The sequence below is a fragment of the Marinobacter halophilus genome (assembly GCF_003007685.1).
GTDB lineage: Bacteria > Pseudomonadota > Gammaproteobacteria > Pseudomonadales > Oleiphilaceae > Marinobacter > Marinobacter halophilus.
The window spans coordinates 885695-907857 of the sequence record NZ_PXNN01000017.1; the positions used below are offsets into that span (position 1 = coordinate 885695).

Here is a 22163-nt window from a genome sequence, read left to right on the forward strand (position 1 = left end):
GAATTAACTTCTCTATTTTTCCGGGGGTATGGAATACGTCATGGTGGAATGAGCAACGGGCTCTTCCACACCCTCGGAATAGACAAAAACCTCCCCCACGCCCATGGTCCGACCCACCTTGAGCATAGTCGCCCTGGCCCATATCGGCGCGTGGGCGACCGGTTTTCTGAGAAAGTTAATGTTCAGGTTGGTGGTCACCGCCAGCGGCACCAGGCCAATCCGGCTCAGCAGCGCAGCGTACATGGTGACATCCGCCAACCCCATCATGGCGGGGCCGGCCACGGTGCCGCCGGGCCGGAGGTGCTCTTCGTCTACGTTCAGTTTCATTTCGGCCCAGCCATCACCCAATTTCTGCAGGGTGCCGTAGGAGGCCCCCTGTGGAAACTGCACCTCAAGGAAGTGACGCAACTCCTCAAAAGTGATCTTCATTCGCCGGCTTCCTCTTTGGCACGATTACGCAGCACAAAACGCTGGATCTTGCCGCTGGGGGTCTTGGGCAACTCGTCCACAAACTCGATCTCCCGCGGGTAGGCGTGGGTCGACAGCCGATGGCGCACCAGTTCCTGCAGCTCTTCTCTCAGCACGTTGTCATCCGCGGGTTCCTGGCCTGCCTTGATCACCACATAGGCCTTGATCACTGAGCCACGCTTCTCATCCGGCTTGGCAACCACACCGGACTCGGCCACTGCGGCGTGCTCCAGCAAGGTGCTTTCCACATCCGCCGGGCCCACCCGGTAACCGGCGGTGGTAATAATGTCGTCATCGCGACCACTGAAGGAGAAACTGCCGTCGCCGTGGCAGGTCACCATGTCGCCGGTCAGGTAGTAGCCATTCACGAACGGGTCTTTCTCGCCCCAAGTGTAGCCATCGAAGTGGAACAACGGGGAGGCCTGAATATCCACCGCCAGCTGGCCGTTCTCGCCCTCACCCACCACTTCGTTTTTCTCGTTCAGGGCCACTACCTTGTGCCCCGGAGAGGAATAGCCCATGGCCCCTGGGCGGAGCGGATGCTCCAGGCCGTGGAAGTTGCAGCAGGTCATGCCGGTTTCGGTCTGGCCGTAGTGGTCTTTCACCGGGCAGTAGTGGCGCTTGGCAATCCAGTTGACCACCTCCGGATTCAGGGGCTCGCCGGCACTGCTGCATACCCGCAGGCCAAGGTTCTCACCCTCTGGCAACACGCTGTCGTTGGCCTTGAGCAAGCGGTAGGCGGTGGGCGCGGCGGCCAGGTTGGTGATCCGGTATTTGCGGATCATGTCGTAGGTGGATTCTGGCGTAAACGGGTTCGGGTTGAAGTGGGTGGCGTGGCCCATCAACAGCGGCCCGGTGACGGCGTAGTACAAACCATAGGCCCAGCCGGGGTCAGCGACATTCCAGAACACGTCGTCGTCGCGCAGCTCGATGGCGTATTTCATGTACACGTAGAACGCCAGCAAGGCCTTGGCCGGTACCGCCACCCCTTTGGCCTTGCCCACTGTGCCGGAGGTAAACATCTGCAAAAACGGATCGTTACCGGTGATCATCACCGGTTCGCACTGGTCGGACTGCTGCGCCATGGCCTGCTCAAAGTCCGCCACGTCTGCGCCGGTGGCGGTGGCGGCGGCATTCAAGCACAGCACCGGCGGGCAGTTTTTGACTTCAGTGAGTTTGGAGTAGTTGTCGGGATCGGTGACCACCAGCTTGGTGCTGGCCCGCTCCAGGCGGTATTCGATGGCGCCGGAGCCAAACGCGGTAAACAGCGGTTGGTACACCGCGCCGAGGCGAAGAGTGCCGGTGATTACAATCAGCAACTCCGGGCCCCGCGGCAGCATGGCCGCCACGCGGTCGCCCTTGCTGACGCCCAGGCTGCGCAGATAATTGGCGAATCTGGCAGACGCGGCCTTGAGCTCCGCGAAGGTCAGCACGCCGTCGCCACCATCGGTGGTTTCGTAGTAGAGGGCCACCTTTTGCGGATCGGTCGCCCACTTGTCGCAGATTTCGTGGCACACGTTCAGACCGCTGTCGAGGCGACCATCCAGAATCTCCGCTTCCAGAGCGGCCATGTCGAAGTTGTTGTACACCTCAGTGTATTGCGGAAGGCCCATTGTGAACTCCTGTTATTGTTGTCTTCAGTTGCACAAGATCTAGTCAAGGTTTAGCACAACCTTCACTTTACGTAAAGGTAAACCAATGGTTAATAAAAAAGGGGCGACACACGCCACCCCTGGGTTTTATTCCGGCTTGTAGAGCCGCTGAATGCTTGAGAAATCCAGCTCGCCGTGACCCTGCCCCGCGTGTAGCTGAAACAGGTTGCGGGCCAATGAGCCCATCGGAATAGAAGCCTGATTTGTGACGGCGTTATCAAACGCCAACCCGAGATCCTTGGTCATCAGCTTAACCAGAAAGCCACCCTGATAATCGCGAGATGCCGGCACACCGTCCATCACACCCGGCCAGGGGTTATAGACGTTCAGCGCCCAGTTACCGCCGGAGCTTTGCTTCATGATTTCAGACAGCACGGCGGGGTCGAGGCCATTCTTTGCGCCCAGGGCCAGTGCCTCGCTGGTGCCGGCCATCAGGATCGCCAACAACATGTTGTTGCAGATCTTGGCCACCTGCCCGGCACCGGAAGGGCCGGCGTGAAAGATGTTCTTGCCCATGCCTTCAAGAATCGGCTTGGCCTTGTCGAAGGTACTTTCTTCACCGCCGCAGATGAACGTCAGAGTGCCTGCCTTGGCACCACCAACACCCCCGGACACAGGCGCATCGATAAATTCCAGGTCTTTGGCAAGGGCCACCTCCGCCACCTTGCGGGCGGTTTCAGGGGCGATGGTGGAGGAATCAATCACCAGGGTGCCGGCGGGCAGAGCCTCCAACAGACCTTCCTCACCCAGATACACCGCCTCCACATGCATGCCAGCCGGCAGCATGGTGATCACGCACTCAGCGCCCTCCACCGCGGCCCTGGCAGACTCCGCCGTTGTCGCGCCATCTGCCACCAGAGCGGCGACGGCGGATTTGGAGAGATCGAACACCGTGACCTCGTTGCCAGCTTTGATCAGGTTGGTGGCCATGGGGCCGCCCATGTTGCCCAGGCCGATAAAGGTTATCCGTGCCATCGCTATTCCCCTTGTTGTTTTAATTCAGCTGAAAAAACTGTCTATCCACTCTTGGTCAATTTCGCCCAGCGAGGCGTAACGCCAGCGGGGCTGCATGTCTTTGTCGATCAGCAGTGCCCGGATGCCTTCGGCGAACTCGCCTTTTTTCAGGCTGTTGTGCGACATCACCAATTCGTTATCCAGCACCTGCTTGAGGCCGTGGTGGCGGCTACGGTGATAGTGCTGCCACATCAGCGCCAGTGAGGTAGGCGAGGCGTTGCCGATGGATTTGGTGGATTTGCCCAGCCAATCGTCGCGGCTGTTCAGTGCTTTGATCTGCTGCACCACCTGTTCCGGAGTGTCGGCATCGGCCGCCAGGTTAATCTCGTCCAGATGCTGGCGCACCGGCGATTCCGGCAGGGCATCCTGGCTGTGCTGCTCGAACTGCCGAAGCACTTGTGCGGTGACCGCGTGGGCGTTATCCGCCGACCAATCCGACGCTTTCAGGGCGTCAATCACGTCGCCCTTGAGCGCGTGTTTGACGAAGCGGTCGGCCATGCCGACAAACAGCGCGTCGGCCCCGTTCATTCTGGCCCCGGTCAGGCCCAGAAACAGGCCGGTACGCCCCGGCATGCGATTCAGAAACCAGCCGGCGGCAACGTCCGGATACAGGCCAATGCTCACTTCCGGCATGGCCAGCTTTGAGTGCTCGGTGACCACCCGGTGAGACGCCCCCACCATCAGCCCGATGCCGCCGCCCATGACAATACCGTTACCCCAGCAGATGACCGGCTTGGGGAAGGTGTGAATCTGATAGTCCAGCTCGTACTCTTCGCTGAAGAAGCGTTCGCCTTCGCCAAGCTTGCCGGGCTCAGTCATGCTGCGGTACAGCCAGACAATATCGCCGCCGGGGCAGAAGGCTTTGTCGCCCTCGGCTTCCAGCCAGACTGCACACACCTTTGGGTCATCTGCCCAGCGCTGCAGTTGCGGTTTCAGCAACTGGATCATGTCCATCGACAAGGAGTTGAGATTACGGGGCGTGTTCAGCCGCGCCACCGCAATCAACTTACCCCCCGCGGTTTGCCATTCTTCAAATAAGACAGGGTGGTCGCTCATATTCTCGCCTCGGTGACTACCGGTTTTTCCACTGGGGTTTACGTTTGTCGAGGAAGGCGTTCACGCCTTCTTTCTGATCTTCGGTGTGGAACAGCTCGACGAACAGCTCCCGCTCCATGCGCCAGCCATCGCTGTGGCTGCGGCCGTCACGGGCACTCATCACCAGCTGTTTGCAGCTGGCAATGGAGGACGGGCTTTGCTTGCAGGCGCCCTCAGCCAGTTTCAGGGCCGCCTCCAGAGCCTGACCAGAGGGGACCACTTCTTCCACCAGGCCAATCTGCAGGGCCTTGGCGGCATCCACCCGTTCACCGCACAGAATCATCCGTTTGGCCCAGCCTTCACCCACCAGCCACGGCAGGTTCTGGGTGCCGCCGGCACAGGGCAACAAGCCCACGCTGGCTTCCGGCAGCGCCATCTGGGCATGCTCCTCAGCGATGCGAATGTCGCACGACAGCGCGCATTCCAGGCCACCGCCCATGGCATAGCCATTAATCGCCGCGATGGAGACGCCCCGGAAGGCAGTCAGGGCCGCGAAGGCCTCGCCGAATCGCTGCGCCATTTCGTTGGCCATGGCCCGGTCGCCATCGGCAAAGGTTTTAAGATCGGCCCCGGCGGAGAAGAACTTTTCGCCCTGCCCGGTTACCACCAGGGCGTAGATATTCCGGTCGTCGTTGAGTTCTGCAACGATTCTGGCCAGCGCCGCCAGCGAGTCGGCGGTCCAGGTGTTGGCCGGCGGGTTGGCGATGGTGAGAATCGCGATGTGGTCGCGTTTTTCGAGCTGAATCAGGTCACTCATGAGGGATTCCTTTTGTTAGCCTTGGGCCGGTCATTGGATGGCTTCGGCCACGCCGTCGTCCAGCAGCCGGCGGGCAATGATCAGGCGCATGATTTCATTGGTGCCTTCGAGAATCTGGTGCACCCGGAGATCCCGCACGTAGCGCTCCAGCGGGTACTCCCGGATATAACCATAGCCGCCATGCAGCTGCAGGGCGTCGTTCACCACGTCAAAACAAGCGTCGGTGGCGAAGCGCTTGGCCATGGCGCAGTGCAGAGTCGCTTCCGGGTCTTTGCGGTCCAGCTTGAAGGCACCCAGGCGCACCATCTGGCGGGCTGCCACCAGGTTGGTGGCCATGTCCGCCAGTTTGAACTGCAACGCCTGAAACGCCGCCAGCGGTTTGCCGAATTGCTGACGTTCATGCAGGTAATTGCGGGCCCGCAGCAACGCCGCCTGGGCGCCGCCGAGGGAGCAGGTCGCAATGTTCAGGCGGCCACCGTCCAGGCCCTTCATGGCGATGGCAAAGCCGTCGCCTTCTTGCCCTACCCGATTGGTAACCGGAATGCGCACGTCTTGCAGCGTTACCATCCGGGTCGGTTGGCTGTGCCAGCCCATTTTTTCCTCGTTCTTGCCGTAGGACACACCTTCGGCATCGGCCGGGATCACGAAGGTCGAAATGCCTTTGGCACCGCTGTCGGCAGCGCCGGTGCGGGCCATTAACACCAGAATGTCGGTGGCGCCGGCGCCGGAGATAAACACTTTGCTGCCGTTGATCACGTAGCTGTCGCCATCGCGCACCGCCCGGGTGCGCAGGCTGGCAGCGTCGGAGCCGGCACCCGGCTCCGTCAGGCAATAGGAGGCCAGCCATTCGCCGCTGGCCAGTTTGGGCACCACGTCCTGCCTGAGGTCCTCGGTCGCAAAGCTCGCCACCATCCAGGTCGCCATGTTGTGAATGGTCATGAACGCGGCCGTGGAGGGGCAGGCCATGGCCAGCTCTTCCACAATCACCGAGGTATCCATGCGGGACAAACCCATGCCGCCCAGGGCTTCCGGGGTGTACATGCCCATGAAGCCCATCTCGCCGGCGGCTTTCATTACCTCAACCGGGAAAATGTGTTCGGCATCCCACCGGCCCGCGTGGGGCGCCATGGATTTTTCCGCAAAACTCCGGGCCGCAGCCCGGAACGCCAACTGGTCTTCCGTCAGGTTAAAGTCCATCGTCTGGCTCCTGCTCTTCCGGCAACCGCGCGATCAGCGCAGTTGAATGGAGAAGTTCGCTTCCGAGGACGTGGCCTCACTGGAGAACCAGCGTGAGGTGACGGTTTTGGTTTCGGTGTAAAAACGCACCGCCTGCTTGCCGTAGGCGTGCTGATCGCCGTAGAACGATCCTTTCCAGCCGGTGAACGAGAAGAATGGCAGGGGCACCGGAATGGGCACGTTGATGCCCACCTGACCCACCTCGATTTCATGCTGGAAGCGGCGGGCGGCGCCACCGTGATTGGTGAAGATGGAGGTGCCGTTGCCGTAGGGGCTCTCGTTGATCAGCTTGATGGCTTCACCGAGATCATCAGCGTTCATGCAGGTGAGTACCGGCCCGAAGATTTCTTCCTTGTAGACGTCCATGTCAGCGGTCACGTTGCTGAACAGGGTCGGCCCCACCCAGTTGCCGTCGGGCAAGCCATCAACGGTGCAGTTGCGGCCATCCAGCAGCAGCGTTGCACCCTGGGCTTCGCCGGTGGCGATCAGGGCTTCGACACGCTCCTTGGCTTTCGGGCTGATCACCGGGCCATAGCTGGCACCGGAATCGTTCCAGGCACCGGGGCGCACCTTGGCCATGGCGTCTTTCAGCTCAGGAATCCACTCCTGGGCCGCGCCCACAAACACTGCGACCGAGATGGCCATGCAGCGCTGGCCGGCGGCACCGACAGACGCGCCTACCAGGGCGTTGATCACCTGCTGTTTGTCGGCATCCGGCATGATCACCATGTGATTCTTGGCACCGGCAAAGCTCTGGACACGCTTCATGTGGCTGGTGCCGGTTTCATAGATGTAGCGGCCAACCGGTACCGAGCCAACAAAAGAAATGGCCTTGACGGCAGGATCGGTGAGCAAAACATCCACCTGTTCTTTACCGCCGTGTACCACCTGCAACACGCCTTTGGGGGCGCCGGCTTGTTCAAACAGCTCGGCCAGGCGCATCGGGGTCATCGGGTCCTGCTCGGACGGCTTCAGGATAAAGGTGTTACCGCAGGCAATGGCCATGGGGAACATCCACAGCGGAATCATCGCCGGAAAGTTGAACGGGGTGATACCGGCACACACGCCCAAGGGCTGGATCCAGGAATGGGTGTCCACTTCGCGGGCGACGTTTTCAACGGTCTCCCCCATCATCATGGACGCCACGTTGGCGGCGTGCTCGACCACTTCGATGCCGCGCCAGACGTCGCCTTTGGCATCGTCAAAGGTCTTGCCGGTTTCCTGGGACAGGATTTCGGCAATTTCGTCGTGGTGTTCTTTCAGCAATGCCTGGTAACGCAGCATCACCCGGGCGCGTTCCGACACCGGCGTTTCTTTCCAGCTCTGGAACATTTCACCGGCTTTGTCGATAGCCAGGCGCATTTCCTCCGGGGTGGCGCAGGGCACCTTGGCAATCACTTCGTTGGTGGCAGGGTTGGTAAGGTCAATCCAGTTCTGAGTCTGGCTCTGAACGAATTCACCGGCAAGGTACTGGGGGATTTTCTTCATCGTGGTAGTCCCTGTTTGTTGTTGTTCGGGAAGGCCTGGCGCTGTCGGCTACAAGCACGGGCACCGGCATTATTTCAATCAAGCGTAGCACGGGGTTTACCAAGGTGTGATTGACTAAATTTCGAACATGATGGATTATTTTTCGATGCATCAGACTTTACGGACGACCCAGACCACACAAACCTCACAATGGCCGGTGCCCTCTGACAGCGTGCGCTATGTCGTGCCTGAACCCAGCATCCAGATGCTGGCCAGTCACCCGCTTACCCGGGAGCTTTACCCGCTGGCCTTTGGCCACTACCGCAAAGCCATAGGCCACCATATGCACCGGGAGCACCATCGTGACAATCTTTTGATTTACTGCACGGAGGGCAAGGCGTTTCTGAACGTTGATGGCGAGCCGTACACCGTTGGCGCCGGCGACCTGTTGTTGCTGCCGGCGGGGGCCAGTCATCGGTATACCTCTGACCCTGAGCACCCTTGGACCATTCATTGGGTGCATTACACCGGCCCATTGGCTGAGGATTTTCACCAGCACATGGGCTTTGAAGGCCAGGCTCGCATCCGGCACCTGGGCCGCCAGCCCCGGTTGCTGGTGGATTTCAACGGGCTGCTGTCGGTGCGGCAGACCGGGTTTCGGTCACAGGGGCTGATTCACGCCAGTAACCGTTTGCGACAACTGCTGGCGGCGGTGCCCCTGAACGCCGATGAAACCGACGTGGCCAAGCAGGCGGAACTGGAAGCCCTTCACAACTATATGCGGGAGCATCTGGAAGAGCGCCTGACGCTGCAACAACTGGCCGATCTTTCTGGTCTGTCGCCGGCGCACTTTGCCACCCGCTACCGGGAGCAGACCGGCACCTCGCCAATCCAGCATTTCCTGCACTTGAAAGTCGAGCGGGCCTGCCAGTTACTGGACACCACCAGCCAGAGCTTTGCCGACATCAGCCGGCATCTGGGGTATGACGACGCCTATTATTTTTCCCGTTTGTTCAAGAAGGTGATGGGCAAATCGCCCAGTGACTATCGCCATACCGCCAGACACTGACCCTCGCCCGCCGAAGTCGGGTTACAGGCTGTTTTTATGGAGGCGACCGGCCTTCATGATCACGCGCAGGTTGTTGTCCGGATCGTTCAGGAACTCCAGCCCCTGCTCTGGATTACCATCAACCACCAACAAATCCGCCAGGGCGTCTGGCTCTATGCGCCCGAGCTGGCCAGAGTATGGGCTTCTCGGGCCGGATAGTGCCAACAGCTCACCGTTGCGACCTGTCGCCATGGCCAGAACCGTCAGCGGATCGTAAAAGCGGGTCAGTTTGGTCAGGTGGCGCAGCTGGTTGTGGGTGTTTTTGGGGCTGAACAGAATATCCGTGCCCCAGGCGGTGTTGACCTCAAAGCGCTGAGCCATCTCATAGGCGCGCACCGTTCCTTCGGCCACCATGCGCTGGGACTCGCGGCGGGCAGCATCGGGATAGACGTTGGAATCCTCATCCTGCAAAAATGGCTGCAGGCTCCACCAGGCGCCCTCACCCGCCATCATCCGGACGCTCTCTTCATCCGCCAACTGGCCGTGCTCGATTGACTTCACGCCCGCTCGCAAGGCGCGCTGGATACCCCGGGGCGTGTACACATGCACCATCACATAGGTACCCCAGTCACCGGCCGCTTCAACGGCGGCGCGCAGTTCGCGCTCGGTAAACTGGGTGCTGTCCAGCGGATCATAAACCGATGCCACACCGCCGCCCGCCATCAGTTTGATCTGTGAGGCTCCCAACATCAGCTGCTCACGAGTACGCCTCAGCACCTCGGCTTCGCCATCGGCAATCACCGCCACACCCTGACGTTCCTGTTCACTGAGCGGCGCGCCAGACGATCGTGGCACTTCGTGACGCATCCGGAAATCACCGTGGCCCGAGGTTTGCGAAATCATCGCCCCGGCGGGGAAAATTCTGGGGCCAGAAACGATGCCCTGATCAATCGCACGCTTGAGCGCAAAGGACGGCCCACCCACGTCTCGCACTGACGTAACCCCGCGCATCAGGGTGCGTTCGGCTTCCCGGGCCGCCACCAGGTGCACATAGCCTGGGTCTGCGGTCATGGCTTCAAGCTGGCTGATGGCCGCAAGCGTGGTGTGCCAGTGAGCGTCAATCAAACCGGGCATCACCACCCGACCACCGCAGTCGACCACCTTGGCGTTGCCCGGCTCGGCACCTGCGGACAAGAGGGCCTGCACCCGACCGTCCTGAATGCGGATGGCAACATCGTCACGAAGTGGCCCGCCGTTGCCATCAAAAAGCCTCAGGTTTTTCAGCAGCAACGGGGCGTTCGGGTCTTTTGGCTGCTCACTCAGAACGCTCGGCGCGTGTAATCCTGCAAACATGGCCATGACCCCCGCCATGCCCCCAAGAAATTGGCGGCGGCTGACATCCGCCATCATCCGCTCATGAAACTGCGACAGCAGGGGTGAACCACACAGGCAGGCACCGTGGGACTGTTGGTTCGACAACCGAAAATAAGGGTGAGAATTGGCCAATGGCGACATCAGAAACCTCCTTGCAGTGGGTACCCGATTATAGTCGATTTGAGCTATGCTGCGAGACGCCGCCCGGACAGCCTCTGACCCATCAACATAGCGATTTCTGCATGCAGCCACTGGACATTCAAGTTGTTGAACAGGCCCTGCACTGGTGTGAAGAAGGCCATGATTTCTGGTTTTGCACCGTTGTGAGCACCTTTGGTTCCTCCCCCAGGGCACCGGGCTCCTGGTTGATTGCCCGGGCCGATGGTGCTCATTGCGGCTCGCTGTCTGGCGGCTGTGTGGAGGAAGATTTCCTGGCTCGTTTGCAGGATAACTGTTTCAAGGGCCGGATAAACCGCATTCGTTATGGGACCGCTGAAGAATCACACAATGCCCGGGTCAGCCTGCCCTGCGGCGGCATTTTGGACGTTCTGATTGAACACTGGCCCGCTTGCGCGAAAACGCGGGAACACTTCCTCGCCCTCCGGGCCGCCCTGGAGGGCAATGGGCCGGTTGCCCGGGTGGTATCGTTGGAAACCGGCGACGTTCACATTGAACACGATAGCGAACTTGGCGCCAAAGTCTTCGAAGACACTGCACAGGCGTTTCTGCGGTTGCGCGTTGGTCCGGTTTCTCGACTGGTCATTGCCGGGCTGTCGCCCGTTGCCACGGCCTGTGCCAGCTTTGCCCACAGCCTCGGTTTTGAGGTGATTGTGTGTGATCCAAGGCCGGAAGAAGTGCGCCACTTCAACCTTCCGGGCGTCAAGCTTCAGCAGGAGTTACCCTCGATGTTCATCGCCCGGGAAGGCTGCCATCGCGCAACAGCAGTCGTTGCCCTCACCCACGACCCCCGCATTGACGACACCGCCCTGATGGAGGCGGTCAAGACCCAGGCCTTTTACATCGGTGTGATGGGGTCATTGAAAACCTCCGACAAACGCCGTGAACGGCTGGTTCGCATCGGTGGCCTGACCGAACAACAGATCGCCCGAATCCACATGCCCATCGGGCTGAATATCGGCAGCAAGACGCCGGCGGAAATCGCCTTGTCGGTGATGGCGGATATTGTCAGAGTCCGCCAGGGTATCTCGCGCCAACAACTTTGAAGAAGCATGCCTGGCCGTTGCATCACTGCCGCAGTTAGGCTCAAATAGAGGCCTGCTCTCTCTTCAGCGAAGGAACCGATTGATGGCCAGCAACAGCACCGCCGCATTTGTTATCGCCCTGACAAGCGTAGCGCTTACTGGGTGTAGTAACCTCCAACCGATCACCAGTGGCACAGACGACCCCTGCGCTACCCTTCATGACGTAGTATCGGACTACCCCAGCGGTTTTGCGGAGTTCAGAGGCAGCGCTAGTAACTACAACACAGTGACCATCTATCGTGCAAAAGAACAGCTGATCAAAGGCCATTGTGAGATCTGGGCCTGGGGGAACGGCGACACAGCCTACTCATGCTCTGTTTCTGCGCCAGACAAAGCCGTGGCTGAAACACTCTACAGCCGGGCCTCGGAGCAGCTTGCACAATGTCTTGGGTCTGAATGGAGCTCAGAAACAAGCTTACGGGACCGTGACGGCAAGCCTGCCGGCGAACGCATCCGATTTTCACACAGCGATGATCGTGTGCCTGCGGTTTCTCTTAACCGGGTAGAAGACCGTTCTCGTCAGTCCGTGTATCTTTACATCGGCCCCACCACCCGATCGCCCGGGCAAGCTGATTGAGATTGATCGATCAAAGCCCACCCACCAAAACGCCTCGACAAACGCCCAGGACTCACCGGAGCTGATCACTCCGCGATAGTCGCCACCCTCCTCGTACGCACAACCCCCGATCCGCCCATGGAAATTTTTGTAGCGCACGCAGAAATCTCGTGATAAAAATCGCTCGAATACGGCAGGTTCCCCACCTGTCGTTTCCAGGATAAGCCTCAAAGGAGTCAAAAGGCGGCATTCCCGTGTTCCCAGTGGACACCAGCCACCTGCGGCCACCCTCAGCAGACCTGCACAACACCGCGTGCGTCCTGCACGCTTTGTATCCATCCCTTTTCTATGAGGGACAACACCGATGTTGAAGTTGTGTAAGCCTACGGCGCTGGCCGCCGCTGTTGCGTTGTCTCTGGGTGCCTCTTCGGTTTTTGCCGCCGGAGAAGTGCGTGTTTATAACTGGTCTGACTACATCGCCGAGGACACTTTGGCGAAGTTCACCAAAGAAACCGGCATCAAGGTTATCTACGATGTCTACGACAGTAACGAAGTGCTGGAAGCTGCCCTGCTGTCTGGCCGCTCCGGCTACGATCTGGTGGTGCCCTCCAACCATTACGTGGCCAAGCAGATTTCGGCCAAGGCCTTCGTCGCGCTCGATCACAGCAAACTGCCGAACATGGCCAACCTGAACCCGGATCTGATGGATGATCTGGACAAGGTCGACCCGGGCAGCCAGTTCTCTCTTCCCTACCTGTGGGGCACCAACGGCTATGGCTACAACGAAGGCCGAATCCAGACCATTCTGGGCGACAGCGCCCCGACCGATTCCTGGGCCCTGGTGTTTGACCCGGAAGTCACCGGCAAACTGGCCGCGGCTGGCTGTGGCATTGCCATGCTCGATTCCGGTGAGGAAATGGTGCGGGCTGCCATGGCCTACATCGGCCTGGACCCGAACAGCAACAACGCCGACGACATTCGCAAAGGCGGTGACGTGATCCGGGCCGTGCGCCCGAACATCACCTACTTCCACTCATCCCGCTACATTGGTGATCTGGCCAACGGCGACCTGTGCGTGGCTGCCGGCTATTCCGGCGACATTCTGCAGGCTGCCGCCCGTGCCGAAGAAGCCAGCAACGGCCACGTTATCCGCTACACCATCCCCAAAGAAGGTGCGGTGCTGTGGTTTGACATGATGACCATTCCGGCCGGCGCCCCGAACGTGGCCAACGCCCACACCCTGATGAACTTTCTGATGCGCCCGGAGATCATCGCGGACGTCACCAACTACGTGTGGTACGCCAACCCGAACAAGGCGGCCAACGAGTTTGTGGATCCCGAAATCCTTAACGACACCAGCATCTACCCCACCGATGACGTGATGAAGAACCTCTACATCATGGAAGGTCGGCCACAGGACGCCCAGCGCCTGATGACCCGCACCTGGACCAGCGTGAAGTCTGGTCGCTGATGGTGGTTAACGCCACCAACACCTCCGCGCAAGCGGAGGTGCTCCTCAGCATCAAGGGCGTGTCCAAAAGCTTCGACAGCACTCTGGCGGTAGACGACGTCAGCCTGGACATTCACAAGGGCGAGATTTTCGCCCTGCTGGGGGGTTCCGGCTCGGGCAAGTCCACGCTGCTGCGTATACTGGCGGGCTTTGAGACCCCGGACTCCGGCCGCATCGTGCTGGACGGCCAGGACATCACGGCGCTGCCGCCGTACCTGCGGCCCACCAACATGATGTTCCAGTCCTACGCTTTGTTCCCGCACATGACGGTGGAGCAGAACATTGCCATGGGCCTGAAGCAGGATAAATTGCCGAAAGACGAGATCCGTGACCGGGTCGCCGCCATGCTCAAGCTGGTGAAGATGGAAGCCTACGGCAAACGCCGGCCCCAGCAGTTGTCGGGCGGCCAGCAGCAGCGCGTGGCCCTGGCCCGCTCCCTGGCCAAGCGCCCGAAACTGCTGTTGCTGGATGAGCCCATGGGCGCGCTGGACAAGAAGTTGCGCACGGAGATGCAACTGGAGCTGGTGGATATCCTGGAAAAAGTAAGGGCCACCTGCCTGATGGTCACCCACGATCAGGAAGAAGCCATGACCATGGCCAGCCGCATTGCCATCATGTCGTACGGCCGCATTGCCCAGGTCGGCTCGCCCATTGATATCTATGAAAGCCCGAACAGCCGGATGACGGCTGAGTTCATTGGTTCAGTCAATGTCTTTGAGGCGAATATTCTGGAAGACAACTCCGACAGCATTCTGCTGACCAGTGACCTGCTGGACGCGCCGGTGTTCATCGACCGGGGCGTGACCACACCCGCAGAAACCACCGACACCCTGATTGCCCTGCGCCCGGAGAAGATTTACCTGACCACCGACAAGCCAGACGGTGAGCGGAACTGGAGCTGCGGCACCGTGGACAACATCGCCTACCTGGGCGACATCACGTCTTACTACGTGAAGCTGGCCAGCGGTAAACGGGTGCAGGCCACCATGGCCAATGTGGAACGCCGGGGCGAGCGGCCCACCTGGGGTGACCGGGTGTTCGTGTCCTGGGAAGCCTCCAGCCCCATCCTGCTCTGGAACTGACGCGATGAATCGAAAGCTCTTCCCTGCCCCGGTGGTGGAGCGGGTGCGTGCGGTGCTGTTCCATCGCCGGGTGGTGTTCGGCATTCCGTTCCTGTGGCTGATGCTGTTCTTTTTGCTGCCGTTCGCGTTGGTGCTGAAAATCAGCCTGACCTCAGCGGTGATGGCCATCCCGCCCTACGAGCCGGTGTTCCGCTTTGTCGACAACACTTTGTCGGTGGTGGTGAACTTCGGCAACTATCTGTTCCTGGCTTCCGACAGCCTGTATGTAGCCGCATACTGGGGCTCGGTGAAAACTGCATTCCTGGCCACCGTGTTCTGCCTGCTGATCGGCTACCCCATGGCCTACGCCATGGCCCGGGCGCCCAAACACTGGCAACTGGTGTTCCTGCTGATGGTGATGCTGCCGTCCTGGACCTCGTTCCTGATCCGGGTGTACGCGTGGATGGGCATTCTCGGCAATCAGGGCCTGCTCAACAACTTTCTGCTGTGGCTGGGGCTGATTGAGTCGCCGTTGAAGATGCTGAACACCAATTTTGCAGTGATTCTGGGCATCGTCTACGCCTACCTGCCGTTCATGATTCTGCCGATCTACACCAATCTGGTGAAGCTGGACGTGCGACTGCTGGAAGCGGCGTCGGATCTGGGCTGCCGCAGCATCACCACCTTCTGGGCGATCACTCTGCCGCTGTCGAAGGCCGGTATTCTGGCAGGCTCCATGCTGGTGTTCATTCCGGCGGTGGGCGAGTTCGTGATTCCGGAACTGCTGGGCGGACCAGACACCCTGATGATCGGCAAGGTGTTGTGGGAGGAGTTCTTCAACAACCGGGACTGGCCAGTGGCCTCTTCGCTCGCGATTGTGATGCTGGCGCTGCTGCTGGTGCCCATCGTGCTGTTCCACCGCTTCCAGGCACGGGAGATGGAAAAGCATGGTTAAGCTGAAAGCCCCCGGCTTCTCAAAATCCATGCTGGTGCTGGGCATGCTGTTCCTGTACCTGCCGATGGTGGTGTTGATTGTATATTCCTTCAACGCCTCCCGGCTGGTGTCGGTATGGGCCGGCTTTTCCACCAAGTGGTACGGTGCGCTGTTCGCCAATGAGCAACTCCTGTCTGCGGTCTGGATGAGCCTTCGCATTGCCTTCTACTCCGCCAGCATGGCGGTGTGCCTGGGTACCCTTTGCGCCTTTGTCATTACCCGGTTCAAGAAGATGCGTGGCCGAACGCTGCTGTCCAGCATGATCACGGCTCCGCTGGTGATGCCGGAAGTGATTACCGGCCTGTCGCTGTTGCTGCTGTTTGTGCAGATGGCACAGCTGATCGGCTGGCCGGTAGACCGCGGCATGGCCACCATCTGGATTGCCCACACCACCTTCTGCAGCGCCTATGTGGCGGTGGTGGTGAGCGCCCGCTTGCAGGAGGTGGATCTGTCCATCGAAGAAGCGGCCATGGATCTGGGTTGTACGCCGCTGAAAACCTTCTTTGTGATTACCCTGCCGGTGATTGCGCCGGCGCTGGTGTCGGGTTGGTTGCTGGCGTTTACCTTGTCGCTGGATGACCTGGTGATTGCCAGCTTTGTCTCCGGGCCAGGCGCGACGACCTTGCCGATGGTGGTGTTCTCCTCGGTGCGGATGGGGGTGTCGCCGGAGATCAATGCGCTGGCGACCATCATCATCGCCGTGGTGTCGGTGATCGCGTTTATTGCCTGGTTCTGGATGCGGCGGGCGGAGAAGCGGCGGCTCAGGCCGCGCTAGATCCGTGGCGACCCGATAGTATGTGATGCAATCCTTCGCACTCCACCATCGGGTCGTCGCAGTTCACCACTATGTCGGAACGGGCGATGACATAGCCTTTGCCGGTAATGTTGTTTTTAACCACCGGGTACTGCCCTTGGGTTTCTACTGCGGTGAACTGGCCGATAAACCCGGTTTCCCGCAGGGAAACGGTTTCCAGTTTGTCACCGGGTTTGATTCGGCCTTCGTGGTTCATGAGTGCCAGTCTTGCGGAAGTGCCGGTGCCGGTGGTGCTTCGGCAGATAACACCAGGGTGCACATAGGTGGCGGAGCGGGAGCGGTAGTAGCGGTCGGCTACTTGTTCTACCGGGCCCATGAAGTGCAGGAACGGCAGCGGACCGACGTCGCCGAGGGTGTAGTGGGAGAAGCCCCGCTCGGCCTGGATGGCTTCGACGATGGCGTGGGCGGTTTGGGCCAGGTGGCGTTCTTCATCGAGGGTGAGGTCGAAGCCCAGTGATGTTGCGTCTACCAGAGCGTAGAAGCCGCCGCTGTAGGCGACGCTGTAATTGACTTTGCCCAGGCCGGGTACGTTGATGCTGGCGTTGTGGGTGTCGATGTAGCTGGGCAGGCCTTCGCAGGTGATGGTTTCTACCACGCCGTCGTGCACCGTGGCCTCTATGTTCACCAGGCCAGCCGGGGATTCCAGTTTGAAGTGTTGCTTGCCTTCCTGTTTGGGCACGATGCCCGCCTCCAGCACGGCGGTGGCGGTGCAGATGGTGTTGGAGCCGGAGTAGATCGGGTAGCCCATGACTTCCATGATGATGTAACCGGCGGCGGCTTCCGGGTTGGTGGCCGGCACCAGCAGATCCACGGACATTTCCGGGATGCCGTAGGGTTCTTCCAGCAGCAGCCGGCGCAGTCCGTCGGCGTTGTCTCGCAGGTATTCCATCTGGGCTCTGACGGTGTCGCCTGGCAGCGGGTTGATGCCGCTGGTGACGATGCGGCTGACGTCGCCGCCGGCGTGGGTGTCCATCAGTTGAATGGTGAGCTCGGGGTTCATCAGGACGCCTCCACGGCAAAGGGTTGGCCATGTTCCGGCCACTGAGCGTCCGGAACGATGACGATCTTGCCGAGGTAATTGCTGCCCCGGTTGACGAAGTAGTCTTCCGCCCGGTGCAGGTCCGACAGTTTGAACGCGCCGTGCAAGACCGGTTTGAGCTGGCCTTCGCGAATCCAGGTCATCAGTTGACTGGCTTCTTCGCGGGTGCCGTGAGACACCCCATAAATCCGCACCTGATACAGGTAAATGCGGGTCCACAGGATTTCGCTGATGTTGCCACCGCTGGCGCCGGCAATGCTCAGGCGCGGGTAGGTGCTGCGGGCGTTCATGTCGAAGATCATGGCGTCGATGAAGTGGTCGGTCATCTCGCCGCCGACCAGGTCCATCACCGCATCCAGGGGTTTGCCACCGGTCGCGGCTTTCGTTCGCTCCAAGAAGCTGTCCATGTTGCTGCGGTCGAGCACCACCTCGGCCCCCAGTTTCAACAGTGGTTCCGCCTTGTCTTTCTGGCTCAGCGCATAGGGAATGGCACCCATGATGCGGCAGAGCTGGATCAATGCTGTGCCCACCCCGCCACTGGCACCGGTCACCAGCACGTGTTCGCCCGCGGTAACCTTGGCCGCCGTGAGCATGTGGTAGGCGGTCTGATAGGAGCACATGCCCAGGGCCGCCAGTTCGGCATCGGCCAGCTCCGGGTTGGGGATGTGATGGAACTGATCGGATGGCAGGGCGACGTACTCGGCGTAACCGCCATCGGCACCATGACCGTAATAATCCGGGGTCAGGTTGATGTCGGTCCGCTCGTTGGCGTAGATGTTGAAATCCAGCAGCCCTCGCTCGCCTAGACGGGCTTCGCTGACGCCCTCACCCACCGCGACAACCCGGCCGACAATGTCGGCGCCCTGGATGCGCGGGAAGCTGAACGTGGGTTTGCCGCCCATCTGGAACGAGGTCATCTCGCCCTTTTTCGTGGGGTACAGGCCTTGACGGGCCTTGCGGTCGGTGTTGTTCTTGGCCGTTGCCGTAACCTGCACCAGCACGTCTCCCGGGCCCGGCCGGGGTGTGGCCACATCCTGATAGCAGAGCTTGTCGATGCCGCCATGGCCGGTAAGCACCATGGCTTTCATGGAGGTAGGAATCATCAGGCGATACTCTTCCCTGGCTGGTGGAGTTCTCATCCCATCAGAGTAGGCAAGATTCTAGCCTGTGTCAGGCGCGCGGGCGGCTAACGTGCAATTACTTTGTAGACCGGACGAAGTCGTGGAATCTGCTTGAGCACCACCTGGATCACCGTCATCAACGGCACCGCCAGCAGCACACCCACCGGGCCCCATAACCAACCCCAGAAGAAGATGGAAACAAAAATGATGACGGGATTGATGGCCATACGGAAACCATGAATCCAGGGCTCCAGGAAAAAACCCACAATGATGGTCAACAGAGCAAAACTCAGTGGCGCAATGGCCATCAACCAGATGGTGTCCAGCGTGATTGCGGAGACAATCGCCAGTAACGTAATGGTCAGCATATTGCCAAGATAAGGTATGAATCTGGCCAGGCCGGCAATCAGGCCCCACATGGCGGGGTCTGGCAACCCTGCGGCCCAACAGATCAGACCGGTAAGCACACCAACGGAAAGGTTGCTTAAACCCAGCACCGCCAGAAACTGGGCAATCTGATGCTGGGAATCGTGGGTAATTCTCAGCGCCGTTTTGCGCTGTGGTCTTGGCAGTTGTTTGACGAAGTTGCGGATCATCCTGTCGCCGCTGACCAGCAGGAAATACGTCAGCGCTAACGCCAGCGCCAGGCCCGCCACACCGTTGCGAACCTTGGACATCAGCTGGCTGCGCCAGGAGTCGGTTTGCAGCACCACGGTGGTGGGTTTCGATTCTTCATTATCCGAAAGGCCCTCCACCGATTTCTCCACCTGCTCGGCGGACTCACTGACCCTGTCCAGTTGGCGCATGATTTCACTGTCACCTACCAGCAAGCGCGACAAACCTTGCGGGGCCTTTTCCGCCCATTCCAGGGCAGGCGAGGCTACGGTGGCCCCTATCCCGACGATACCTGCGAGCACAATCAGAACCAATACCAGCGAACTCACCACCTTGGGCACCCGCCATTTGATCTCCGCCTTATTCACCAGTGGTGACAACAGCAGACTGGTGAGCAGCGCGAGGATAATCGGCAGGATGATCTGATGGGCGAGATAAAGCGTGTACAGAATGCCAAGTATGAATAGTCCATAGATGGGCGTGGACAACTCAGCTAAAGAGGTTTTACGCGGCTGCTCTTGGGGTGCCGTGTTATCGGGCGATCGCTCATCCATGGAAAATCCGACCTTGAGAATGAACCCGGTGTCAGTAACCAGGCCAGTGATGGTTTCGGCCCTGATGTTCCGGGCTCAACGGCCAAACAGTTTAGCGTTCACGCCGCTTCTCTGCATTAACGGAAAATGACGGACACAGAATGAACCGCAAGACCCCCTGCGCTCGTATTATCGTGCACTGAAGTACCTCACCGATCGGAGAACCTTATGCCGCCGCGTTACGAAACCCTGTTTTACGATGGCAGCTGTCCGCTGTGCGCGAAAGAAATCCGCACACTTCGCAAGCTCCAGAGAGGGGATCTGATCTTCGCAGACATCCACCAGCAAGCACCGGACAACGCCCAGCTGCCCTCACAGGAGGCACTGTTGCGCCGACTCCACCTGATGACCTGGACCGGCGAATGGGTCACCGGGCTGCCTGCAAACGTGCGGGCCTGGTCTCACACCCGGTTAGGCTTCGTGTTCAAACCGTTGCTGTGGCCGGTCATCTTCCCGGTCGCCAACAAGGTCTATGAAACCTGGGCGGACCGGCGCTTTGACAAGAAGTATGCTTGTGCGGTGAGGGTTAACCCGTAGCACACTGCGAGGCGCCGTGTGCTGGTTCGATTACCGTTCCGCCGGTTTCAGTAGTGCGCTCGATAAATGCGGAACCTATACCAACTGACTTATTTCTGCCCCTTCGGGAATCAAGGATGGTGTCTGTGGTTTCCGGCCCTTGAGCATATTCGCCAGGCGACGCTCACGAACCGTGTGGATGGAAGGATCGAGCTTCAGCACCTTTAATGGCAAAGGATCTCCCTCATTCAACTTGTCGAACAGCTCGGCTTTATTCAGATAGAAAGCACCACTGCAATCCTGCCCATTGAACTGAAAATCAAATTCAACCAACAGGTTGCACTGGTAATAGCCGTCGCCCAATGGCCGGTTGTTATTGTCGTACTCCTGGTGAAACTGGCAGTCAGCCTCTTTCCTGATGAGAACCCCATCCACTTCCACACCGTGTTTACGCAACAAGGCCTGTTCGTAGTAATAGCCGATACTTGAGTACGTGGCGACAAACGAGTAAATGAACAAGAACGAACCTATCAGCGCGAAAAAGGCTCCGAAGATCATGGCGCCCCATTCGCCAAAGCCAAGATAGAAAACGCCGCCTCCTACAACGCCGAAACAAAGCCCCATGCCCAGTAACGTAAAGAAACCACCAAGGTTATCTTTGACTGCCAACCACAGAAGCGGCCAGTCAGTGGTGCCTTTTCTGCGCATATTGCTCTCCGTCAGGATCGAAAAGACTAACTGGCTAACTTTGGCAGAAATGACGTGTTCACCGGTAATCCCCCCATTTTTAACGGGGTTCAAAAGTAGACCTCAGGCCAGCATGGCCAACTTCTGTTGAGGAGTAATTCCTCCGAGTCCCATATTGGGTCGTTCGTGATTGTAGTGCCAGAGCCAGCGGGTGGCATAGTCCTGAACTTCTTCGGTGCTGTCGAACAGATACTGTGCCAGCCAATCGTAACGGACCGTTCGGTTGTAGCGTTCGATGTAGGCGTTCTGCTGCGGCTTGCCCGGCTGGATAAACGCCAGTTTGATCTCTCGTTGTTCGGCCCACGCTGCCAGCTTGCCGCTGATGTACTCAGGTCCGTTGTCACAGCGGATAGAACGCGGTTTACCCCGCCATTCAATGATCTGCTCCAGTGACCGGATAACCCGCTCTGCCGGAAGCGAGAAGTCCACTTCGATGCCAAGCCCCTCGCGGTTAAAGTCATCGATCACATTCAGCAGCCGGTAACTGCGTCCGTCGTTGAGCTGGTCGTGCATGAAGTCCATCGACCAACTGTCGTTGATCATTTCCGGCACAGCCAGTGGCTCCGGCTTTTCACGAACCAGGCGTTTCTTGGGCTTGATGCGCAGATTCAGTTCCAGCTCACGGTAAATCCGATAGACCCGTTTGTGGTTCCAGGCGAAGCCCTTCACATTGCGCAGGTGCAGGAAGCACAGACCAAACCCCCAGTTACGTTGGTTGTGGGTCAATCTGATCAGCCAGTCCGCGATCTCGGCGTTTTCGCTGCTCAGCTTGGGCTGGTAGCGGTAGCAGGTCTCGCTGATGCTGAACATCCAACACGCCAGCCGAATGCTGACGCGCTTTTCATTAACGGCTTTTTGCGCCATCTCACGGCGACGAGACGGCTTTACCACTTTTTTTCGATGGCTTCCTTGAGGATGTCAGCCTTCAACCGTTCCTCGGCATACATCTTCTTGAGCCGGCGGTTTTCATCCTCCAGCTCTTTCAAGCGGGCCATCATGGACGCATCCATGCCACCGAATTTAGCCCGCCATTTGTAAAACGACGCACTGCTCATGCCATGCTCACGACACAGCTCCGGCACCGGTACACCATTCTCGGCTTGTTTCAGGATCGACAAGATCTGGCTGTCGGAAAAACGTGACTTCTTCATGCAGAATCTCCCTGCGTGTAGCTTACGGAAAATTCTACTTTTGATCACCGTTGTTTTTCGGGGGGATTACCCA

The 22163-nt window shown here is 59.3% G+C and carries 21 protein-coding genes; 8 read left to right on the top strand and 13 right to left on the bottom strand.

The window, feature by feature from the left end:
- Positions 1 to 12: 12 nt before the first annotated feature.
- The 7 genes from C7H08_RS17960 to C7H08_RS17990 all read right to left on the bottom strand — a co-directional run bounded on the left by C7H08_RS17960 (position 13) and on the right by C7H08_RS17990 (position 7710).
- The gene (locus C7H08_RS17960; protein ID WP_106673569.1) at positions 13 to 429 is read right to left on the bottom strand and encodes a PaaI family thioesterase; all 417 of its coding nucleotides are present in this window, start codon (positions 427 to 429) and stop codon (positions 13 to 15) included.
- Positions 426 to 2081: an AMP-binding protein gene (locus tag C7H08_RS17965; RefSeq protein ID WP_106673570.1), complete on the bottom strand. Its 1656-nt coding sequence runs from the start codon at positions 2079 to 2081 to the stop codon at positions 426 to 428. Before C7H08_RS17965 ends, C7H08_RS17960 begins: the two co-directional genes overlap by 4 nt.
- Positions 2082 to 2207: 126 nt before the next feature.
- Entirely contained in the window at positions 2208 to 3095 is an 888-nt protein-coding gene (mmsB, locus tag C7H08_RS17970) for a 3-hydroxyisobutyrate dehydrogenase (RefSeq protein ID WP_106673571.1), read from the bottom strand.
- Between the two features lie 24 nt (positions 3096 to 3119).
- Positions 3120 to 4190: an enoyl-CoA hydratase/isomerase family protein gene (locus C7H08_RS17975; RefSeq protein WP_106673572.1), complete on the bottom strand. Its 1071-nt coding sequence runs from the start codon at positions 4188 to 4190 to the stop codon at positions 3120 to 3122.
- A gap of 16 nt (positions 4191 to 4206) precedes the next feature.
- Entirely contained in the window at positions 4207 to 4986 is a 780-nt protein-coding gene (locus C7H08_RS17980; protein WP_106673573.1) for an enoyl-CoA hydratase, read from the bottom strand.
- Between the two features lie 30 nt (positions 4987 to 5016).
- Complete coding sequence (locus C7H08_RS17985) at positions 5017 to 6183, bottom strand: acyl-CoA dehydrogenase family protein (protein ID WP_106673574.1); 1167 nt, start codon at positions 6181 to 6183, stop codon at positions 5017 to 5019.
- A gap of 33 nt (positions 6184 to 6216) precedes the next feature.
- Positions 6217 to 7710 (bottom strand): CoA-acylating methylmalonate-semialdehyde dehydrogenase, encoded by a 1494-nt coding sequence (locus C7H08_RS17990; RefSeq protein WP_106673575.1) that lies wholly within the window; start codon positions 7708 to 7710, stop codon positions 6217 to 6219.
- 145 nt (positions 7711 to 7855) lie between these two features.
- Between C7H08_RS17990 and C7H08_RS17995 the strand changes: the two genes are divergently transcribed.
- The gene (locus C7H08_RS17995) at positions 7856 to 8758 is read left to right on the top strand and encodes an AraC family transcriptional regulator (RefSeq protein ID WP_227663332.1); all 903 of its coding nucleotides are present in this window, start codon (positions 7856 to 7858) and stop codon (positions 8756 to 8758) included.
- A gap of 21 nt (positions 8759 to 8779) precedes the next feature.
- Here C7H08_RS17995 and C7H08_RS18000 read toward each other — a convergent pair whose 3' ends face one another.
- On the bottom strand, positions 8780 to 10252 hold the full coding sequence (locus C7H08_RS18000; protein WP_106673577.1) for a metal-dependent hydrolase family protein: 1473 nt from the start codon (positions 10250 to 10252) through the stop codon (positions 8780 to 8782).
- A 101-nt stretch (positions 10253 to 10353) separates the two neighbouring features.
- Between C7H08_RS18000 and C7H08_RS18005 the strand changes: the two genes are divergently transcribed.
- From C7H08_RS18005 to C7H08_RS18030, 6 genes are all read left to right on the top strand, one after another.
- On the top strand, positions 10354 to 11334 hold the full coding sequence (locus C7H08_RS18005) for an XdhC family protein (protein WP_106673578.1): 981 nt from the start codon (positions 10354 to 10356) through the stop codon (positions 11332 to 11334).
- 82 nt (positions 11335 to 11416) lie between these two features.
- Complete coding sequence (locus C7H08_RS18010) at positions 11417 to 11950, top strand: hypothetical protein (protein WP_106673579.1); 534 nt, start codon at positions 11417 to 11419, stop codon at positions 11948 to 11950.
- 343 nt (positions 11951 to 12293) lie between these two features.
- The gene (locus C7H08_RS18015) at positions 12294 to 13400 is read left to right on the top strand and encodes a polyamine ABC transporter substrate-binding protein (protein ID WP_106673580.1); all 1107 of its coding nucleotides are present in this window, start codon (positions 12294 to 12296) and stop codon (positions 13398 to 13400) included.
- Positions 13400 to 14521 carry a polyamine ABC transporter ATP-binding protein gene (gene potA, locus C7H08_RS18020; protein WP_207768333.1) on the top strand — a complete coding sequence of 374 codons (1122 nt, stop codon included), beginning with the start codon at positions 13400 to 13402 and terminating at the stop codon, positions 14519 to 14521. The genes C7H08_RS18015 and potA overlap by 1 nt, the downstream gene beginning before the upstream one ends.
- Positions 14522 to 14525: 4 nt before the next feature.
- A complete protein-coding gene (locus tag C7H08_RS18025) occupies positions 14526 to 15455 on the top strand; it encodes an ABC transporter permease subunit (RefSeq protein WP_106673581.1) in 930 nt (309 codons plus the stop codon).
- Positions 15448 to 16269 (top strand): ABC transporter permease subunit, encoded by an 822-nt coding sequence (locus C7H08_RS18030; protein WP_106673582.1) that lies wholly within the window; start codon positions 15448 to 15450, stop codon positions 16267 to 16269. Before C7H08_RS18025 ends, C7H08_RS18030 begins: the two co-directional genes overlap by 8 nt.
- On the opposite strand, the gene C7H08_RS18035 is transcribed toward C7H08_RS18030, so the two are convergent.
- From C7H08_RS18035 to C7H08_RS18045, 3 genes are all read right to left on the bottom strand, one after another.
- Positions 16256 to 17308, bottom strand: coding sequence for a proline racemase family protein (locus tag C7H08_RS18035; RefSeq protein ID WP_106673583.1), 1053 nt, complete (start codon positions 17306 to 17308; stop codon positions 16256 to 16258). The two genes, C7H08_RS18030 and C7H08_RS18035, sit on opposite strands and share 14 nt — an antisense overlap.
- Positions 17308 to 18450: a zinc-binding dehydrogenase gene (locus C7H08_RS18040; protein WP_106673584.1), complete on the bottom strand. Its 1143-nt coding sequence runs from the start codon at positions 18448 to 18450 to the stop codon at positions 17308 to 17310. The genes C7H08_RS18035 and C7H08_RS18040 overlap by 1 nt, the downstream gene beginning before the upstream one ends.
- 83 nt (positions 18451 to 18533) lie before the next feature.
- The gene (locus C7H08_RS18045) at positions 18534 to 19637 is read right to left on the bottom strand and encodes an AI-2E family transporter (protein ID WP_106673585.1); all 1104 of its coding nucleotides are present in this window, start codon (positions 19635 to 19637) and stop codon (positions 18534 to 18536) included.
- Between the two features lie 207 nt (positions 19638 to 19844).
- On the opposite strand from C7H08_RS18045, the gene C7H08_RS18050 reads away from it, so the two are divergent.
- Entirely contained in the window at positions 19845 to 20213 is a 369-nt protein-coding gene (locus C7H08_RS18050; RefSeq protein ID WP_106673586.1) for a thiol-disulfide oxidoreductase DCC family protein, read from the top strand.
- 75 nt (positions 20214 to 20288) lie between these two features.
- Here C7H08_RS18050 and C7H08_RS18055 read toward each other — a convergent pair whose 3' ends face one another.
- On the bottom strand, positions 20289 to 20993 hold the full coding sequence (locus tag C7H08_RS18055; protein WP_227663333.1) for a hypothetical protein: 705 nt from the start codon (positions 20991 to 20993) through the stop codon (positions 20289 to 20291).
- A gap of 9 nt (positions 20994 to 21002) precedes the next feature.
- A protein-coding gene (locus tag C7H08_RS18060; RefSeq protein WP_106672347.1) for an IS3 family transposase occupies positions 21003 to 22090 on the bottom strand; the annotation gives its coding sequence in 2 pieces (ribosomal slippage) (positions 21003 to 21838 and positions 21838 to 22090; 1089 coding nt in all).
- Positions 22091 to 22163: the final 73 nt, after the last annotated feature.

What these genes read in the sequence shown, in the direction of transcription:
- C7H08_RS17960 (WP_106673569.1), bottom strand. Translation starts at nt 429, where the DNA reads ATGAAGATCACTTTTGAGGAGTTGCGTCACTTCCTTGAGGTGCAGTTT.
- C7H08_RS17965 (WP_106673570.1), bottom strand. Translation starts at nt 2,081, where the DNA reads ATGGGCCTTCCGCAATACACTGAGGTGTACAACAACTTCGACATGGCC.
- mmsB (WP_106673571.1), bottom strand. Translation starts at nt 3,095, where the DNA reads ATGGCACGGATAACCTTTATCGGCCTGGGCAACATGGGCGGCCCCATG.
- C7H08_RS17975 (WP_106673572.1), bottom strand. Translation starts at nt 4,190, where the DNA reads ATGAGCGACCACCCTGTCTTATTTGAAGAATGGCAAACCGCGGGGGGT.
- C7H08_RS17980 (WP_106673573.1), bottom strand. Translation starts at nt 4,986, where the DNA reads ATGAGTGACCTGATTCAGCTCGAAAAACGCGACCACATCGCGATTCTC.
- C7H08_RS17985 (WP_106673574.1), bottom strand. Translation starts at nt 6,183, where the DNA reads ATGGACTTTAACCTGACGGAAGACCAGTTGGCGTTCCGGGCTGCGGCC.
- C7H08_RS17990 (WP_106673575.1), bottom strand. Translation starts at nt 7,710, where the DNA reads ATGAAGAAAATCCCCCAGTACCTTGCCGGTGAATTCGTTCAGAGCCAG.
- C7H08_RS17995 (WP_227663332.1), top strand. Translation starts at nt 7,856, where the DNA reads ATGCATCAGACTTTACGGACGACCCAGACCACACAAACCTCACAATGG.
- C7H08_RS18000 (WP_106673577.1), bottom strand. Translation starts at nt 10,252, where the DNA reads ATGTCGCCATTGGCCAATTCTCACCCTTATTTTCGGTTGTCGAACCAA.
- C7H08_RS18005 (WP_106673578.1), top strand. Translation starts at nt 10,354, where the DNA reads ATGCAGCCACTGGACATTCAAGTTGTTGAACAGGCCCTGCACTGGTGT.
- C7H08_RS18010 (WP_106673579.1), top strand. Translation starts at nt 11,417, where the DNA reads ATGGCCAGCAACAGCACCGCCGCATTTGTTATCGCCCTGACAAGCGTA.
- C7H08_RS18015 (WP_106673580.1), top strand. Translation starts at nt 12,294, where the DNA reads ATGTTGAAGTTGTGTAAGCCTACGGCGCTGGCCGCCGCTGTTGCGTTG.
- potA (WP_207768333.1), top strand. Translation starts at nt 13,400, where the DNA reads ATGGTGGTTAACGCCACCAACACCTCCGCGCAAGCGGAGGTGCTCCTC.
- C7H08_RS18025 (WP_106673581.1), top strand. Translation starts at nt 14,526, where the DNA reads ATGAATCGAAAGCTCTTCCCTGCCCCGGTGGTGGAGCGGGTGCGTGCG.
- C7H08_RS18030 (WP_106673582.1), top strand. Translation starts at nt 15,448, where the DNA reads ATGGTTAAGCTGAAAGCCCCCGGCTTCTCAAAATCCATGCTGGTGCTG.
- C7H08_RS18035 (WP_106673583.1), bottom strand. Translation starts at nt 17,308, where the DNA reads ATGAACCCCGAGCTCACCATTCAACTGATGGACACCCACGCCGGCGGC.
- C7H08_RS18040 (WP_106673584.1), bottom strand. Translation starts at nt 18,450, where the DNA reads ATGATTCCTACCTCCATGAAAGCCATGGTGCTTACCGGCCATGGCGGC.
- C7H08_RS18045 (WP_106673585.1), bottom strand. Translation starts at nt 19,637, where the DNA reads ATGGATGAGCGATCGCCCGATAACACGGCACCCCAAGAGCAGCCGCGT.
- C7H08_RS18050 (WP_106673586.1), top strand. Translation starts at nt 19,845, where the DNA reads ATGCCGCCGCGTTACGAAACCCTGTTTTACGATGGCAGCTGTCCGCTG.